This is a genomic window from Hymenobacter negativus (genome assembly GCF_016056375.1).
In the GTDB taxonomy this organism is placed as follows: Bacteria; Bacteroidota; Bacteroidia; order Cytophagales; family Hymenobacteraceae; genus Hymenobacter; species Hymenobacter negativus_A.
This window is the reverse complement of sequence record NZ_JAEDAE010000005.1, coordinates 136,599-154,310: the sequence shown is the minus strand read 5'-3', so window position 1 is coordinate 154,310 and position 17,712 is coordinate 136,599. Positions and strand designations below refer to the sequence as shown.

General features: G+C 61.4%; 11 protein-coding genes. 6 read left to right on the top strand and 5 right to left on the bottom strand.

Annotated features, from left to right (window positions below):
* Positions 1–108 precede the first annotated feature (108 nt).
* From I7X13_RS12860 to I7X13_RS12845, 4 genes are all read right to left on the bottom strand, one after another.
* Positions 109–1,632, bottom strand: coding sequence for a RagB/SusD family nutrient uptake outer membrane protein (locus I7X13_RS12860; RefSeq protein WP_198066474.1), 1,524 nt, complete (start codon positions 1,630–1,632; stop codon positions 109–111).
* A 39-nt stretch (positions 1,633–1,671) separates the two neighbouring features.
* A complete protein-coding gene (locus tag I7X13_RS12855) occupies positions 1,672–4,902 on the bottom strand; it encodes a SusC/RagA family TonB-linked outer membrane protein (RefSeq protein WP_198075800.1) in 3,231 nt (1,076 codons plus the stop codon).
* 480 nt (positions 4,903–5,382) lie between these two features.
* On the bottom strand, positions 5,383–6,897 hold the full coding sequence (locus I7X13_RS12850; protein ID WP_198075799.1) for a sialate O-acetylesterase: 1,515 nt from the start codon (positions 6,895–6,897) through the stop codon (positions 5,383–5,385).
* A gap of 68 nt (positions 6,898–6,965) precedes the next feature.
* Entirely contained in the window at positions 6,966–8,045 is a 1,080-nt protein-coding gene (locus tag I7X13_RS12845; RefSeq protein ID WP_198075798.1) for a glycoside hydrolase family protein, read from the bottom strand.
* A gap of 155 nt (positions 8,046–8,200) precedes the next feature.
* On the opposite strand from I7X13_RS12845, the gene I7X13_RS12840 reads away from it, so the two are divergent.
* From I7X13_RS12840 to I7X13_RS12815, 6 genes are all read left to right on the top strand, one after another.
* Positions 8,201–9,529, top strand: a complete 1,329-nt coding sequence (locus I7X13_RS12840; RefSeq protein WP_198075797.1) for a rhamnogalacturonan acetylesterase — start codon at positions 8,201–8,203, stop codon at positions 9,527–9,529.
* 14 nt (positions 9,530–9,543) lie between these two features.
* The gene (locus I7X13_RS12835; protein WP_198066469.1) at positions 9,544–10,485 is read left to right on the top strand and encodes a glycoside hydrolase family 43 protein; all 942 of its coding nucleotides are present in this window, start codon (positions 9,544–9,546) and stop codon (positions 10,483–10,485) included.
* Between the two features lie 42 nt (positions 10,486–10,527).
* Complete coding sequence (locus I7X13_RS12830; RefSeq protein WP_198075796.1) at positions 10,528–11,547, top strand: glycoside hydrolase family protein; 1,020 nt, start codon at positions 10,528–10,530, stop codon at positions 11,545–11,547.
* 168 nt (positions 11,548–11,715) lie between these two features.
* A complete protein-coding gene (locus tag I7X13_RS12825) occupies positions 11,716–12,312 on the top strand; it encodes a TetR/AcrR family transcriptional regulator (RefSeq protein ID WP_198066467.1) in 597 nt (198 codons plus the stop codon).
* 48 nt (positions 12,313–12,360) lie between these two features.
* Positions 12,361–13,923, top strand: coding sequence for a DHA2 family efflux MFS transporter permease subunit (locus tag I7X13_RS12820; protein WP_198075795.1), 1,563 nt, complete (start codon positions 12,361–12,363; stop codon positions 13,921–13,923).
* Positions 13,924–13,989: 66 nt separating this feature from the next.
* On the top strand, positions 13,990–14,727 hold the full coding sequence (locus tag I7X13_RS12815; protein ID WP_198075794.1) for an SDR family oxidoreductase: 738 nt from the start codon (positions 13,990–13,992) through the stop codon (positions 14,725–14,727).
* A 116-nt stretch (positions 14,728–14,843) separates the two neighbouring features.
* On the opposite strand, the gene I7X13_RS12810 is transcribed toward I7X13_RS12815, so the two are convergent.
* A complete protein-coding gene (locus tag I7X13_RS12810) occupies positions 14,844–17,711 on the bottom strand; it encodes a glycoside hydrolase family 2 protein (RefSeq protein ID WP_233454778.1) in 2,868 nt (955 codons plus the stop codon).
* Position 17,712: the final 1 nt, after the last annotated feature.

The following is a 17,712-nucleotide window of genomic DNA, read 5'->3' as shown; positions in this document are numbered from 1 at the left end:
GTGGGGTGCGGCGGGGTAGGCCGAACGCAGCTGCGCCCGGCTCCGGCCCCGCCGGCAGGGTGCCGACGAAAGCCAAAACCGGGCGCAGCGCCTCAGCAAGCGAGTTTTTTAGTAGCCGTCGTTCTGGTCGTAGAGGCCAGGTACAGCCGCCAGCTCGGCCTGCGGCACAGGGTAGAGCAGCAGGTTGGCGGTGATGGGCCGGGTGATTTTGTTGAACGGCGGAGCCAGGTCTTCGCGCGCCGCCCAGGCGTTCATCACGGTCAGGGCCAGGCCGGAGCGCATGAGGTCGTTCCAGCGCAGGTTTTCGCCGGCAAATTCGCGGCGGCGCTCCTCCATCAGGCTTTCCAGGGTGAGGGTGGTAAGGGGCGGCACGCCCGCCCGCACTCGGATGGGGTTCACCAGCAGCAGGGCATCGGCCGTGCTGCCGCCCACGCCGCGCATCTGGCATTCGGCCTTCATCATCAGGATGTCGGTGTAGCGCAGCACGATGTAGTTCAGGCCCCAATCGGTGCGGCTGGCGCCTTTGGCAGCCACGTTCACATATTTTTTGAAGAACGGCCGGGTATCCGAGGTGGTCGTCGCTCCGGTGACGTACGAGTAGCCAAACTGGATGTTGAATGCCCGGCGCAGGTCAGCCGTGGCATACGAACTTATCAGGTCGTTCGAAGTGGGTTTGATTTCGACCGAGCCGGCCGAGAACGACAGACCTAACTGGGTGTAGTAGCCATCGGGCACCACGATGTTCTGGAACGAGCCGCCCACCGAGCCGTTGGCGAAGTACTGAATGTCGAAGATTACCTCCGAATTGTTCTCGGCCGTGGGCGAGAAAATGCCAGCGTAGGTGGCCTGGGTGGCATAGCGGGCCGTGCCTTTGGCCGCGATGATGTCGTCGAGCAGGGCGTTGGCTTTGTCGTACTCGTTGGAGTTCAGGCCGGGGCCTTTGATGCCGTAGGTCGGGCCCGAGCGGGTGAGGTACACCAGCGCCAGAATGCCTTTGGCGGCGCCGGCCGTCACGCGGCCCACGTTGGCCCCCGTGTAGGAAGTGGGCAGGTTGGTGATGGCGGTGCCCAGGTCGGTAAGAATCAGCTCGTACACCTTGGCTACATCGGCGCGCGGAATCTGGGCCACCTCGCGGGGCAGCAGGGCGTGGTCAATCACGGGCACGCGGCCAAACTTGCGCACCAGGTCAAAGTACATGAAGGCCCGGATGAACTTGGCTTCGCCCTCGTAGCGGGTGCGCAGCGCGGCCGGCACCACCGAGCCATTGGCGGCCAGCTGGTCAAGCATCACGTTGGCCCGGTAGATGGCGGCGTAGTCCGAAGCCCAGGCATCGGCCACAATGGCGTTGATGTTGAGCAGGGTGGAGAAGTTGTTGATGGGGTCCCAGTCGCGGCCGCCCACGGCGCTGGAGGCGTAAATATTGTCGGAGCGCACTTCCGACAGGTACACTTCGCGGTCGGGGTAGCCGCGCAGCGTGCTGTACACCGAGGTCATGGCCTGGTCGAAGTCGGCGGCCGATTTATAGAAGTCCGGCACCGAGCCGTTCGAAATCGGCAGCTGGTCCAGGTCTTTCTCGCAGCCGCTCAGGGCCACGGCGCAGGCCAGGCTTAAGAAGAGGAATATACGTTTCATGGGAATTTTCAGAAGGGTGAGTGGGACAAACCCAGCCGATTAAAAAGTGAGGTTTAGGCCCAGAACCAGGGTTTTGGCCAGCGGCAGTCCGCCGTAGTCGGAGCCCGACACGAAGGTGCTGCCGTTGTTGGTATTCAGGGCGTCGGGGTTGAGGCCGCCGTAGTAGTTGTCGTGCCCAAACCAGTTTTCGGCCGTCACGTAGATGCGGGCGCCCTGCGCCACGCTCTTCTTGATAATCAGGCCCAGGTCGTAGCCCAGCGTGATGGTGCGCACCCGGTAGTAGTTCGACGAGTACAGCCAGTCGGTGTTGCGGATGAAGGTGGTGCTCAGCGGGGTAGCTTTGCCCTTGATGCCGTCGCCGGGGTTGTCGGCCGACAGCCACCGGTCGCGGGCGCGGCCCAGGGCGTTTTCCTTGTAGCCCACGCCCATCCGGTCGATGGACCGGCCCAGGGTGGAGTAGATGGAGCCGCCGGCCTGCCCCTGCACCAGGAAGCTCAGGTCGAAGCCCTTGTAGCGGAAGGTATTGGTCATGCCATAGGTGTAGGTGGGGTTGGGGTTGCCCACCACCTGGCGGTCGTTGAAGTCAATCTTGCCGTCGCCGTTGAAATCCTCAAACTTGGGCTCGCCGGCCGACTGCGTGCCCAGTTGGGCCACTTTGCCGTCGATGTCGGCCTGGGTGAGAATCCCGGTCTGCTTCACCACAAAAATGCTGTAGATGGGCAGGCCCACTTTCAAAATGTTGCTGGGCGTATCCAGGCCGTTGGGCACCTCAATGGTGGCATCGCCGGGGCCCAGGTGCACCACTTTGTTCTCGTTGTGGCTCAGGTTGAAAGAGGTAGTCCAGGAGAAAGCACCTTCCACGTTGCGGGTGTTCAGCTCCACTTCCCAGCCGTTGTTGCGCACCTCGCCAATGTTTTGCAGGCTGGTGGTGAAGCCCGAACCGCTGGCCACGGGCACGTTCAGGAGCAGGTCCTGGCTGGTTTTGGTGTAGTAGTCCGCCGAGGCCGTGATGCGGTTTTTGAGGAAAGCCACGTCCACGCCGAAGTCCACGGTGCGGTTGCGCTCCCATTTCAGCTGCGGGTTGCCCACTTTGTTGGGGGCCTGGCCCGTTACCTGCACCGGCGAAGTGCCGCCGAGGGCGTAGTTGGCAAAGCCCAGCGTGGCAATGCTGCTGTAGTCGCCGATGGTGTTGTTGCCGGAGTAGCCCAGGCTGCCGCGCAGCTTCAGGTCGCTCAGCACGTTGCTGGTGGCCGCCATAAACGGCTCCTGCGAGATGCGCCAGCCGGCCGATACGGCCGGGAACACGCCGGCCCGGTCCTCAAACCCGAAGCGCGACGAAGCATCGCGCCGCACGCTGGCCGACAGCAGGTACTTGCCATCGAAGGCATATTGCAGGCGGCCGAAGTACGAGAGCAACACGCTCTGGGTCTCGGTGGTGTAGTTGGCGCTCGTGCCGGTGATGTTGGTGGCCGCGTTCAGCGTGGTCAGGTTGTTGTTGATGAAGCCGCCGTTCGCGGCTAGGGCCACGTTGTCGAGCTTGGAGAAGTTATACGCCTGACCCACCAGCACCGAAAAGTCGTTTTTGCCGATGACCTTGCTGTAAGTGGCCGTGTTCTCGTTCACAAACGTCTGGCGGCGGAAACCGGAGTACGAGCCGCTGGCTAGCGAGGTGGCCTTTGTGTTCGTGGGCGGCTGAAACGACTTCGACGTAGCGTCGGTGTTATCCATGTTCAGCGAGGAGCGCAGGCGCAGGCCCGCGATGGGCTGGAACTCGCCAAACACCGTGCCCAGCGTGCGGAACGTGCGGGTATCGCCCTGGTAGGCCTTGATGACGGCAATGGGGCTGGCCGTGCTCACGCCCCAGCGGTACACTTCGTTTTTGCCGTAGCCGGTGTTCACGCCGGCCGTGTCTTCCACCACCGGCGTCATCGAGAGTAGCTGGTGGAAGCGGTTGTCCTTGCCCTCAATGCCGGGGTCGGTGGCAATCGAAAACGACGGGCTCACCGTCAGGCCGAAGCGCAGCTTGTCGCTGGCCTTTACTTCTACGTTGGCGCGGGCCGAGTAGCGCTTGTAGTCGAGGCCGATGGCGAAGCCCTGCTGGTCGCTGTAGTTACCCGATACAAAGTAGTTCACGTTGTCGGTGGCCCCGGAGGCACTCACCTGGTAGCTCTGGCTGAGGCCGGTGCGGTAGAGCTGGTCTTGCCAGTCTACAAACGCTAGGCCGGGGTGGCCCGGCAGGGCCCAACGCTCGTCCAGCATCAGGTCGGTGTTGTACTGCGTGGCGGTCAGGGGCGTGGGCAGCAAGCCCGTGGTAGCCAGTGGCGTGCTGTTAATAATCTGGCGGCGGGTGGCGTTATTCTGGTCGGCGGTGCGTGGCGTGGCACCGGGCGTGGTCGGCGTCGAGCGCACCCAGTTGGAGTTGATGATTTCCGTGGCTTTCGCAATCCACTCGTCGCCGCTCAGCAGGTCGAGCTTTTTGGCAGCCCGCGAGCCGCCCACGTAGGTATTCACGCTGATTTGGGGCTTGCCCGAGCGGCCGCGCTTGGTGGTGATGAGCACCACGCCGTTGGCCGCCCGCGAGCCGTAGATGGCGGCCGCGGCCGCATCCTTCAGCACCTCAATCTTCTCAATGTCGTTGGGGTTGATGTTGTCGAGCGGGCTGCCGGCGCTGAAACGCCCGCCACCGTTGGCCGCCGCCGTTTCCAGCGGAAAGCCGTCAATCACATACAGCGGCTCGTTGCCGGCCGAGATGGAGCCCGCGCCCCGCACCTGAATGCTAAAGGCCCGGCCGGGCACGCCCGATACTTGCTTCACCTGCACGCCGGCCAGCTGGCCCACCAGCGCCTGGTCGACGCGGGCAATGGGCCGCTCTTCCAGCTTGCGGGCATCCAGGGTGGCAATGGCGCCGGTCACGTCGGCCCGCTTCTGGGTGCCGTAGCCCACCACCACTACCTCGTCGAGGCTTTTGGTGTCGTCGCTCAGCTTCACGTTGAAGCTGCCGGGACCGGAGAAGGGTTTCTCCTGGGTTTGAAACCCGATAAAGCTGAATACCAGCGTGCCGGCCTTTTCGGGCACCGACAGGCTGAACGAGCCATCGGCGTTGCTGGTGGTGCCCAGCGTAGTGCCTTTCACTACCACGGTCACGCCGGGCAGGCCTTCGCCGCTGGGCGAGGTCACTTTGCCGGTGAGGGGCCATTCGGCGGCTAGGTGCCGAACCGGATGCACGGCGGCCAGTGCCGTGCCCGGCCCCGCCAGCAAGAGCAGTGGCACACACGCCGCAAGACGCAAACGATGCCAGGGATAAAACTTCTTCATGAGCGTATGAACTTGGGTGAGATTTTTTTTGAAGAAAGAAGGAGCGTGGAAGCGGAACCTGAGGCCAATATTATGAGGGTGTTTTGCCGGTACTCTCCTGTAGACTACTGGTTAGGGCCACTTCGTTTAGTAGTTGCTTACTCACTACTGTTGGGGCTGCCGGTCCGGGCCGGGGGCTGCGGCCCAATCCCAGGCTTTGAGCAGCGCACCGGCCGGGGCCCTGGAGGCGCGGCTGGCAGCAAAATGCCGCTGGGTGGCGGGGTTCCCAGCCGGTATGGGCAGTTGCAGCCGCCCATACCGGCCTTGTCCGGATCTTTTGGGTAGAATTGGTAGCAACCGGCCGGGGTTCACCACTCATCTATGCAAAAATCTATTTTTTCTAATTAATAGCCTTCCCGCACCCTCCTGCCTGCCTCCAAAAACGACTCCCGCCTCCTATTCTTTGCCCTGCGTGGGCGTGCGCCACTGGTCGGTGCGGAAGGGCGAGGCGGGCAGCCCCGCGCCGTTGAACAGGTTGGGCATCGGCGACTTAGCCCAGCCAAAGCGCACCGCTACCGGCTGGACCACCTGCGGACTGCTCACCACCACTGTGCGGCCCATAATGCGCGCCCGGGCGGGCCGGAACACGCTATCGGGGCCGGCCACGGTGAACTCGCGCAGGTCACCGTCGCGGCTCAGCAGGCCCTCGGCGTAGTCGAAGGTGAGGATGGCCTCACCATTTTTCACCCGCATGGCCCGGTAGCGTGGGCCGGAGTGGGGCAGGGCACGCTCGCCGTAGGTTTGGGCCAGGGCCCACAGGGCCAGGCGGTGGCCCACGGTCTGCTTTTCGCGCGGGTGGATGTCGAGTGAGTCGCCCACGTCGGTGGTCACCACCATGCCGGTGTGCGGCACGGCTTGCCAGGAAAGCAGCTGCGCTTCGCGAATTTCGGGGTTCTGGCCCTTGTGCGGGGCTATTTGCACGAAGTAGAACGGCAGGCTGGGCTGCTGCCAGTCCTGTCGCCAGTTCGCAATCATGGCCGGGAATAGCGTGCGGTACTGGTAGGCGCGCTCGGCGTTGCTCTCGCCCTGGTACCAGATAACGCCGCGCAGCGTGTACGGCTCCAGCCCCCGAATCATGCCATTATAAAGCTTGGCCGGCGACTTGTTACTGGTAGCGCTGAGCGGTTCCTCCGGCTTGGGGCGGGTGGTTTGGGGGTTGTCGGTTTTCTCCTGTTTCCAATCTGCCAGAGCGGTTTCGTAAGCTGGGCGCTGCGTCAGGCCGAGGGCGTAGCGGGTGAGGATGGGGCGCAGCACGGGGTTGGCCTCCAGCACGTCCTGCCGTGTCCACGACTCGGCCGGGGTGCCGCCCCAGGAGGAGTGAATGAGGCCCACGGGTACGCCCAGTTTCTGGTGAATTTCGAGCCCGAAAAAATAGGCGACAGCCGAGAAATTACCCACCGTTTCGGGGCTACACACCGCCCAGCTGCCGGCCACGTCGCGCTGTGGCACATCGGCCACTTTCTGGGCCACTGTAAACATGCGAATGGCCGGGGATTTAGCCTGCGGAATAACTTCGGCCGCGTTTCTGACTCCCGTCATCCACTTAGCCGCGCCTTTGGCCAGTGGGAAATTCATGTTTGACTGGCCTGAGCACAGCCACACTTCGCCCAGCAGCACGTTGTTGATGGTGAGCTTGTTTCGCCCTTCAATGGTGATGGTGTAGGGGCCGCCGGCTTTGGTGGTGGGCACGCGCACCAGCCAGTTGCCCTGCGCGTCGGCGTTGGCTTTGGCGGGGGCTTTTTGCCAGCTGGTAGCCACGGTCACGGCCTCGCCGGGCGTGGCCCAGCCCCAGAGGGCCACGGTGGTTTTTTGCTGAAGCACCAGGTTATCGGTCAGCAGCGCGGGCAGCGTCACATCGGCGCGGCCGAGGCGGGGGAGAATCAGCAGGAGCAGCAGGAAGTAGCGGGCCATGGGTGGAATTAGTGCGGATTTTTAGTCAGCGAGTTGAATGATAGAATCGGTGCAGATTAAAAGCCGCGTTACCCAACCTTCAGAATAAATGCCGAAGCCGTCATCTCCTTGCCGCCCTGCGAGGCACAGAACAGATACTCGGGCTGGCCATCGCGCAGCAGCAATTGTGGCCGTTCGAGGCGGCCGTAGCGCTTGAGCTTGGGGGGCGCGGGCGGCTCCTGTACGCCGTAGTTGCGCAAGGGCAGGAAGGCGATTTTGGGAAACGTCCAGGCCTTGCCGTCCTCGGATTCGAGGTAGAGGCCCACTTCCTGGCTGTACACGCCCATGTCGCGGGCCAGCAGGCAGAATTTGCCGTGTTGCCGCCACACAAAAGCATCTTCAAACTGCTTGTTGTTGCCCTGCTTCGAGAAATCGATGACCGGATTCCCTTCAAACTTTTGGTAAGGCCCTTCCAGCTTGTCCGAAATGGCGAGGCCGTATTTGCGGTTACCACGAATTTCCTGGCCTTTGGCGTCGTCGTATTCCCGCGTGTTCCAGGACTTGTAGTAGAGCCAATATTGCCCGTTCGGGTGCTTGATGAAGGCCGGATTGGTGGTGCAGTGGTCGTCCCAGGTCCCGGCGGGGCCGGGCAGCAGCAGCGGCGCATCGGGGCGCGTCCAGGGGCCGTTGAGGGTAGGGGCGGTGGCCATCCCGATGCGCTTGGTATCGGTTTTGCCGTTGGAATTGCCCATGAAAAACAGGCAGTATTGCCCGTCCACAAACTGAATGCTGGGGTTGTGGCAGGTGGTGGCGTCCCAGTGGCCGGGGCCGCGCGGAGCCAGCACGGTTTCGAGCACCGTGAACGGGCCGGTGGGCTTGTCGGCCACCGCATGGGCTATTTCGGACCCGTTGAGCCAGCCGCCCATGCCCTTTTTGGCATCCCAGCGCGAGAAGAAAACGTGCACCTTCCCATCGGTGCCGTGAATGGGCGAGTTGCACCACACGTAATAATCAGGCAGTTCCAGGGCCCGGCCCACTGGCTTCAGGTGCTTGCTGAATTTTGAGAAATCGGCCTTGGGGTAATCAATGAGTCGCCCCGTGAAACCGGCCAAAGCGCGAGTCAGCGGAGCCAGCAATAAACCAGTCAGAAAGGTGCGACGAGCCAACATGAGCAAGGGTATGGTTCGGGAAACGGGTGAGATGGTGACGCAACTACGGCCGCTTTTCCGCCGGCACTCTCCTGCACTCTGCCGCAGCCATGACAGTGCAGGTGAGCACCGGCAGGAGCCGCCGGTACTTTTAGCCCACTCGCCACTGCCCGCCCATGAAAATCCACTTCCTGACGATAGCAGCCGTTATGCTGCTGGCCGCTGCTGCCGCCGCGCAATCGCCTAAAACGTCTTTCAAGTTCGATTTTGGCCCCGGCAAACCCGCCGCCGGCTACCAGCAGGTGCTGCCCACGGCCACTTATTCAGATGCCACCGGCTACGGTTTCGATTTTGGTACGACGGTGACGGGCGTAGACCGCGGCGGCAAGGATGCGCTGAAAAGCGACTTTGTGACCAGCAAGCAGCCCTTCTATTTCTCGGTGAAGCTGCCCGAAGGCAACTACAACATGACGGTGACGCTGGGCGACACCCAAGGCCCCAGCAGCACTTTTCTAAAGGCTGAATCGCGCCGCCTGCTGCTCGAAACCACCGCCACCAAGCCCGGCCAGCTTCTCACCCAAACCTTCACGCTCAACGTCAAAAGCCGCCGCATCAACGACACCGAAACTGTGAGTCTCAAGCCTCGCGAGCTGCACAAGCTGGACTGGGACGACCGTCTCACCCTCGAATTCGACGGCGCCAACCCCTGCCTGGCTGCGCTGGAAATCACGCCTGCCCCGCAGGCCGTGACGGTTTTCCTGGCCGGCAATTCCACCGTGGTGAACCAGGACGACGAACCCTGGGCGGCCTGGGGCCAGATGCTGCCGCGTTTCTTCCGGCCCGGCGTGGCCGTGGCCAACCACGCCGAATCGGGACTCACGCTGGGCAGCTTCCTCAGCTCCAAACGCCTCACCAAAGTGCTGAGCGTGATGAAGCCCGGCGACTACCTGTTCATCGAATTCGGCCACAACGACCAGAAAGACAAGGGCGAAAATGACGGCGCGTGGAAAGCTTACACCGAGCGGCTGCACCTTTTCGTGCAGGAAGCCCGCCGGAAGGGCGGCATTCCGGTCATTGTCACGTCCACCAGCCGCCGCACCTTCGGGGCCGATGGCAGGATTGAAAATAGCCTCGGCGATTTCCCGGCCGCTGCCCGCAAAGCGGCTGCCGACGAGAAAGTAGCCCTTATTGACCTCAACGTCCTATCGGCCAGGCTCTACGAAGCTATGGGAGTTGAAGACTCGAAAAAAGCTCTCGTGCACTACCCCGCCAACACCTACCCCAACCAGCCCGAGCCGCTGGCCGACAACACCCATTTCAATCCCTACGGGGCCTACGAGTTGGCCAAATGCGTGGTCGAAGGCATCAAAACCAACAAGATGGGCCTGGCGAAATTCCTTAAAAACGACACGCCCGCCTTCGACCCTGCCAAGCCCGATGCGCTGACCAGCTGGGTGTGGCCCGATAGCCCCCGCAGCGCCGTGACCAAGCCAGACGGAAATTAACGCCAGTCTCCCAAATGAAACATTTCGCCTTCTCCGCCCTGCTTGCCTCCCTGGCAGGCCCTGCCTGCGCCCAAACGGAACTGCCTAAAAACGAAGCCCTCATCTTCTGTTACTTCAAAAACAACGGGCAGGACGGCTTGCACCTTGCCAGCAGCCGCGACGGCCACACCTGGACCGCCCTGAAACACGACAGCACCTTCCTGCGCCCCACCGTGAGCCAGGACCGGCTGATGCGCGACCCCTGCATCCTGCGCGGCGCCGACGGTCTGTTTCACATGGTCTGGACGGTGAGCTGGCAGGACAAAGGCATCGGCTACGCCAGTTCCAAAGACCTCATTCATTGGAGTGAGCAGCGCTTCCTGCCCGTGATGGCGCACGAGCCCGGTACCCGCAATACCTGGGCTCCGGAAATCACCTACGACCCCGCCACCAAAACATACCTCATCTATTGGGCCAGCACCGTCACGGGCAAATTTCCGGAAACCCAGCGCCCGGAGGAAAAGGGCTACAACCACCGCATCTACGCCACCAGCACGAAGGATTTTCAGGCCTTCACGCCCACTAAACTCCTCTACGAGCCGGGCTTTAATGTCATCGACGCCAGCATTCAGCCCGACGGCCGACGCTACGTCATGTTCCTGAAAGACGAAACCCGCGAGCCCGTGCAGAAGAACCTGCGCGTGGCTTTTGCCGATAAGCTGGCCGGCCCCTACGGTCCGGCCTCAGCTCCCATCACCGGCCGCTACTGGGCCGAAGGCCCGACGGCCATTAGGCTGGGCGCAGACTGGCTGGTGTATTTCGATAAGTACCGCGAGCACAAGTACGGCGCCGTAAAATCTACCGATTTGATGCACTGGACCGATGTCTCCGAGCAAATCAAGCTGCCGGCGGGCCTGCGCCACGGCACTATTTTTCGTGTTTCGGCCAAGGAGCTGAAGCGGCTGGAACAACAATAGAAACAGATAAATTCGATGCCTAAAATCTGGTCTGGCCTGGCTTTGAGACTGTTGGGAATTGTGCTGGCAATGGTGGCCCCAAGCATCGTCGCAGCGCAAAAACCTGCGGCAAAATCGGCCGCGAAACCTGCGCCCAAGCCCCTGTTCAGCGACCCCATTTATGACGGGGCGGCCGACCCCGTCATCATCTGGAACAAGCAGCGGCAGAAGTGGTGGATGTTCTACACCAACCGCCGCGCCACCGACACCACCGCCCACGGCGTCACCTGGGTACACGGCACCCGCATCGGCATCGCCGAATCGGGCGACGGCGGCACCACCTGGACCTACCGCGACACCGCCAACATCAACTATCGCTCCGACCGCGGCTACACCCACTGGGCCCCCGACATTGTGGAGGACAAAGGCCTCTACCACATGTTCCTGACCTACGTGCCCGGCACCTTCACCGACTGGAACCACCCGCGCGTCATCATCCAGCTCACCAGCCCCGATTTACAAAACTGGCAATACGTCCAAACCCTGCCGCTCATCACCGATAAAGTCATCGACGCCAGCGTATTCAGGCTGCCCGACGGCACCTGGCGACTGTGGTACAACAACGAGCGGGACCATAAATCCATCTACTACGCCGACAGCCCCGACCTGCGCCACTGGACCGACCACGGCCAGGCCCTGAACGAGCGCGGCGAAGGCCCCAAAGTATTCCGCTGGCACGAGCAGTACTGGATGATAATCGACCAGTGGAAAGGCATGGCCGTCTATCATTCCGATGACCTGCTGCACTGGCAGCCCCAACCCGAGCGCATCCTCGAACAGCCCGGCCAGGGCCGCGACGACCAGGCCATCGGCGGCCACTGCGACGTGGTGGTGAGCGCCGGCCACGCCTACGTTTTCTACTTCACCCATCCCGGCCGCAGCAAAGCCAACCCCGCCCCAGCCAATTCAATCGCCGCCAAACGCAGCGTAATCCAGGTAGCCGAGCTGGAATTCAGCAATGGCAAGCTGAAGTGTGACCGGGACAAGCCGACGTATGTGCAACTGCTAAAGCCCAGAAAATAACCTCTGAACGATGTAGAGACGCAATATTTTGCGTCTCGTCGTTGGATGGTTAACGCTTAAATGACACCCTAACGGCACTAACGACGAGACGCAAAATATTGCGTCTCTACAAAACTTTCCTGACGATTATTCAGTTTTAATACCAAACGGTATATTTGCACCGTCATCATGTCCAAAGCCGAGCGCACCCGCCAGTTCATCATCGAGCAAACGGCCCCCGTTTTCAACAAACAGGGCTACGCCGGCACGTCCTTAAACGACCTCACGGCCGCCACCGGCCTCACCAAGGGGGCCATTTACGGCAACTTCGAGAACAAGGAAGAAGTGGCCCTGGCTGCCTTCGACCACAACCTCGGGCTGGTGCTGGAGGGCCTGCGCGCCGGCACCAACAGCACCGCCCCCGTACGCGAGCAACTGCTGGCCATGCCGCGCTTTTACCGCCAGCGCTACCCGCAGCTCAAGCAAAGTGGCGGCTGTCCCATCCTCAACGCCGCCGTGGAGTGCGACGATGCGCCGCCCAGCGCCTTGCTCCAGCGCGTGCAGGACAGCCTCGCCAAATGGCACCGCAACCTCGTGCGCCTCATCGAGAAAGGCCAGCAAACCGGCGAAATCAAGCCCACGGCCGAAGCCAGCCGCTACGCCAACCTGTTCATCACTCTCACCGAGGGCGGCATTCTGGTTTCGAAAGCCACGGGTAGCTCCACAGCCCTTTTCACCAGCCTCGACCACATCGAGCATTTGATTGAAACCGAACTAGTGGCCTGATATTTTTTTGCCCAAAATTATACCGATTGGTATATAATTCTGTTTCTGATGAGCCCTCTCCGCCTTTTCCTGCTGTGCAGCACGGTCATTGCCGCTGCTGTGATGGAACTGATTGACACCAGCATTGTGAACGTGGCGCTGTCGCACATGAGCGGCAACCTGGGCGCCACGCTGGCCGATACCTCGTGGGTTATCACGTCCTACGCCATTGCCAATATTATTATTATCCCGATTACCAGCTTTTTAGCGGCGCGGTTTGGGCGGCGGCGCTACTTTATCGGGTCGATTATTCTGTTTACGCTGGCCTCGGCGCTGTGCGGCACGGCGGGCAATATCTGGACGCTGGTGGCTTTCCGCTTCGTGCAGGGGCTGGGCGGCGGGGCGCTGCTGTCTACGTCACAGACCATTGTGTTTGAAGCGTTTCCGCCAGCCAGGCGCGGGGTGGCGAGTGCGCTGTTTGGCATTGGCGTGTTTACCGGGCCTACCATTGGGCCGACTTTGGGCGGCTACATTCTGGACGTGAGCACCTGGCACTGGATATTTCTGGTGAATGTGCCCATCGGCATTGTGGTCACCATTGCGTCGTTTTTTCTGGTGAAGGAGCCGGCCGTGCAGGTGGCGCGCAACACGCTGCGCATGGACTGGGTGGGGTTGTTTTTGCTAGTGGTGGGCGTGGGTGCGCTGCAGGTGGTGCTGGAGCGCGGGCAGGAAGAAGACTGGTTTCAAACGGCTTACATCATGCAGCTGAGCGTGGCGGCCGTGGTGGGCATCGGGGCCTTCATCTGGTGGGAATTGACCACTGAATTCCCCATCGTGAACCTGCGGGTGCTCAAGAGCCGGACGCTGGCAGTGGCGGCCGTGCTCACGTTTGTGACGGGTGCGGGCTTGTTTACGTCGGTGTACCTCACGCCGGTATTTGCCCAGCGTCTGCTGCATTTCCCGGTCCTCGATACAGGCTTGCTGCTGCTGCCGGGCGCGGTACTGGCTATTTTCTGCCTAATGCTCACGGCCCGCGCCTTGCAAGGCGGCGTGCCCATTCCGGTGGTGGTTTCGCTGGGGTTCGTGCTGTTCTTTGCTTTTAGCTGGCGCATGGCGCTGCTCAATGGCACGGCCGGCAAAGGCGATTTTTACCTGCCCCTAATATTTCGCGGAGCGGGGCTGGCGCTGCTCACGGTGCCGCTCACGGCGCTGGCGGTATCGGGCCTGCCGCTGAAGGACATTGCCCAGGGCGCGGCCCTCAACAACATGATGCGCCAGCTGGGCGGCTCCTTCGGCATTGCCATTGTCAACACCTTTCTGGCCACGCAGTTCGCCGTGCACCGGCAGGCGCTGGTAACCCATCTCACGGCCGGCGACCTGAACGTGGCCGAACGCCTGGCGGCCGGGGCGCAGTTGGTGGCCGTACGCCTCGGCCAGCCGGCGCTGGAGGCCCAGCGCCGCGCCTATGCGCTGCTGGATGCGGCCGTGAATCAGCAGGCCGGCATCATGAGCTACAACGACGCTTTCCTGCTGGTGGGCTGCTTTTTTCTGGCGGCCATGCCGCTGCTGCTGCTGGTGCTGAAGCGCAAGCCCGGCAGCAGGCCGGTGCAGGTGAGCTTGTCGGACCACTGATGCACGTGTCTTTTATCTAAAGCCTGTTTTTTCATTTTTCTTCTCATTTTTTCCAATCCAACCAACATGAACATCTCCAATAAAACCGTGCTCATCACGGGCGGCGGTTCCGGCATCGGCCTGGCCATTGCCAAAACCCTGAGTGAAAAAGGCAGCCGCGTCGTCATTGTGGGGCGCAATGAGGCGAAGCTGAGGCAGGCCGCCGCACAGGTGCCCGGTGTGGCCACCGTTGCCTGCGACATTACCAATGGGGCCGATGTGACCCGGCTGGTCCAGCAGGTGCAAGCCGAATTTGGCGACCTGGGCGTGCTCATCAACAACGCCGGCCAGGCGTCGGCCTATCAGCTGACTACGGGCTCGAACGCGTTTTCCAAAGCAGAAGCCGAAATGGCGACCAATTATCTGGCCATGGTACGCCTGACCGAGCTGCTGCTGCCCGTGCTGAGCCAGCAGCCCGAAGCAGCCGTGGTGAACGTGTCGTCCATCGTGGCCTTCGCGCCGAGTGCGGCCGTGCCTACGTATTCGGCCAGCAAAGCCGCCGTGCACTCCTACACGCAGGCGCTGCGCCACACGCTGGCGAAGAATACCAACATTCGCGTGTTTGAGCTGATGCCGCCGCTGGTCGATACCGAGTTTTCGGCTGAAATCGGCGGTGCTAGCGGCATTCCGCCGCAGCAGGTAGCCGATGAGCTACTGGCCGGCCTGGAAAATGACGACAACGAAATTCGAGTGGGCCAGACGGCTCAGTTTTACGAGTTTCAGCGGGCTTCGCCGGCCGAGGCGTTTGCTTCGATGAATGGTTAAAACGCTGTCATGCTGAGCGCAGCGAAGCACCTTATCGCGGTACAGTAGTTTGTGCAGACGTGATAAGATGCTTCGCTGCGCTCAGCATGACAGCGTTTTTAGCAGGATATATTTTTCTAAAATAAATCGTCCTTCGTCGGCGCGATGTAGGGCTGGGGCTTGCTATCCGTGGGCGGCAGACCGAAATAGAAGTAGAGGGTGCGCTTTGTGGGCGCGCCCGTGAGGTGGTTCGGCTCGCTGTTGGGGCCCAGTTTTTCGGGGTGCTGGTCGATGTTTAGGCCGAGCTTGGTGCCAATGGGCGGGATGCCATCGAGGAAGGAAATGTCGCCAATGGGCAGGCCGGGCTGGGGCTTGATGCCGGTAAGGCCGTAGAAATTGAAGCGCCGCACGAACAGGTTTTTATCGGGGCTGGCGACGAGGAAGGCGCCTTCCACAGTGTTGAATTCCATCCAGGCGATGTCGGCGAAATAGCCTTTGAACTCGGGGTAAATCCAGGGTGCGGCGGCGGTTTGGGTATTGTTGTTCGCATTCTCCCACACGTTGAGCGTGGTGCCGGCGAGGCGGTTTTTCCAGGCGCGGTACGGCCCCTGACCCAGCCATTTGGCCCCAATCACAAAGTTTTCGGGGTAGCTGAAGCTGAGGCCGGTGAAGGGTAAGTCGCCAGTGAGAGAGTATTCGTAATCCAACTGCAGCCAGCCGGTGGCGTGCATTTTCCAGCGCACGGTTTTGAGGTCACCGCTGTAGCTGGCTTCCACCACTTCGCCGTCAGGCTCGGCGTGATGTTTCAGGCCGGTGAAGGTGGCGGTGCCGGCCACCAGTACGGGGCCGTTGGTAAAGCTAAGCTTGTCGCCGTTGTTGCCCTTCACGCCGCTGAGGTGACCGTTGGTTTTATTGAAAGTGACCGAAATATTGCTGGCCGTGAGGCTGAGCGTGGAGTCGGTTTCAGCTACCTGCACGGCGGGTTTGTCTTTGGCAGCAGGGGCCAGCACGCCATCAAGCAGCTTGGCGTTGCCGCCGGTTTTCCAGGTCCATTTATACACCAGGTTTTTGGCCGGGTCGAAGGCGGAGAGGACAATTGCGTCATAGCTTCTCCAGTCTTTGGGCAGCTCCAGATTCAGCTTGCTGGTGGCAAGCGGAGCCAGCGTGGGGCTTTTGATGCGACTTTTCTTCTGCGTAATACTACCCGCAAACGGGTCGCTGGGCTTGCGGAAATTCACCAATTCCCACTGAAAAAAGCACTGGCTGAGGTTGGTGAAATGGTAACGGTTTTCAATTTCTACCTTGCCGTCGAATTTGGCCGGTAGCTCTTTCAGGGTGATGTGAATGGGCGAGAAAATTTCGCGAATGGCGAAGAAGCTGCCTTCCTTCTCGCGGTGCGGTCCTACAAGGCCATCGGGCGCGTTCACGCCGTTCACGTCGATGATATTGTGCTCATCGGTGCGGACGATGCCCTCATCAATCAAGGCCCAGAGGAAGCCGCCGCCCGAGCGTTGCGCCTTCCAGTGCAGCTCCCACATATCGGCCAGGCCAGCCCCGCCGCCGCCGTCGTCCTGGCTGTGCAGGAATTCGGTGGGCATGTAGATGAGCGAGTCGGACAGGATTTTCTGGGTGCTGTAGTAGTCCTCGTAGTGGTTGCAGTCGATGCCGCTGGCCGCGTTGCCGGGCCGGTGGTGCGGGTGAATGACGGGCCGTTTGGTGAGGTCGTATTGGGTGAAAACGGCGTCCAGTTCCTTGTTGGTACCGCCCTCGTTGCCATTGTCCCAGAAAATGATGCTGGGGTGGTTCTGGTCCTTCTCCACCATGCTGCGTACCAGCGGCGTGCCGGCCCGGGTGCTGTAAAACTTCTGCCAGCCGGCCAGCTCATCCAGCACATACAGCCCTAGCGAGTCGCAGAGGTGCAGAAACTCGGCATCGGGCGGGTAGTGCGACATGCGCACGGCATTCATGTTCATCTCCTTCAGCAGCTTCACGTCCTGTAGCTGAATGCTGTCGTTGAGGGTGCGGCCGGTTTCGGGCCACCAGCTGTGGCGGTTGGTGCCCTTCATTTTCACCTGCGTGCCGTTCACGTAAATGCCCTTGCCACGCCGTACTTCGATGGTGCGGAAGCCGAAGGTCTCGGTGGTTTGGTACAGGGTTTCAGGGCCGGTGCGCAGCGTGAGACGGGCGCGGTAGAGGGTGGGCGTTTCGCTGGTCCACTGGCGCGGGTTTTTGATGGTGGTGCTGAGGCGGGTCACGGTATCGCCGGCGGCCACGGCGGCGCTGGTGGTGCCTATTATATGGCCAGTAAGGTCCAGAATGTCAGCCTGCAGCTGGGTAGCCTGCTTCAGGTTGCGCACGTTGGCGCGCAGCGTGAAGCTGCCGTTGGCGCGGGCGTCAATGGCCACGTTTTCGGCGTATTGCTGCGGATAGGATTGCAGGTACACCGGCCGGAAAATCCCGCCGAACACCCAATAGTCAGCTAGTCGCTCGGCGTTGTTCACGCTCGGCTCGGCCGACATCTTGCTCACTTTCACTTCCAGCAGATTCGCTTCGCCAAACCTGAGCTTGTCGGTGATGTCGTACTTGAACCGGTAGAACGCGCCCTGATGAATGGCGCCGGCCACCGCGCCGTTCACCTTCACTTCGGTGTCCGTCATCGAGCCTTCAAACACGATTTCGACGCGCCGTCCGCGCCACGCGGCGGGCACCGTGAAGCTGTGTTTATAAAGACCCTGCTCATCGGCGAAGCGGAAGTTTTTGCCGTAGGTTTTGTAGTCGCGGCCGTAGTTGTATAGTCCGAAACCCTGCTGCTCCCAGCACGAAGGCACGGCAATGGTTGTCCAGAAGCCGCTTTTGCGCCCGCTCGTGCAGTAAAAATCCCACTTCACGGTCGGGTGGTTGTCGCGGCCGGAGAGGTACTGGATTTGGCGCTGGGTGGCGGGCGTTTGGGCATGGGCGGGGTGGACCAGCAGCAACGTTAGGAACAGGATGCAGAGGTGTTTCATA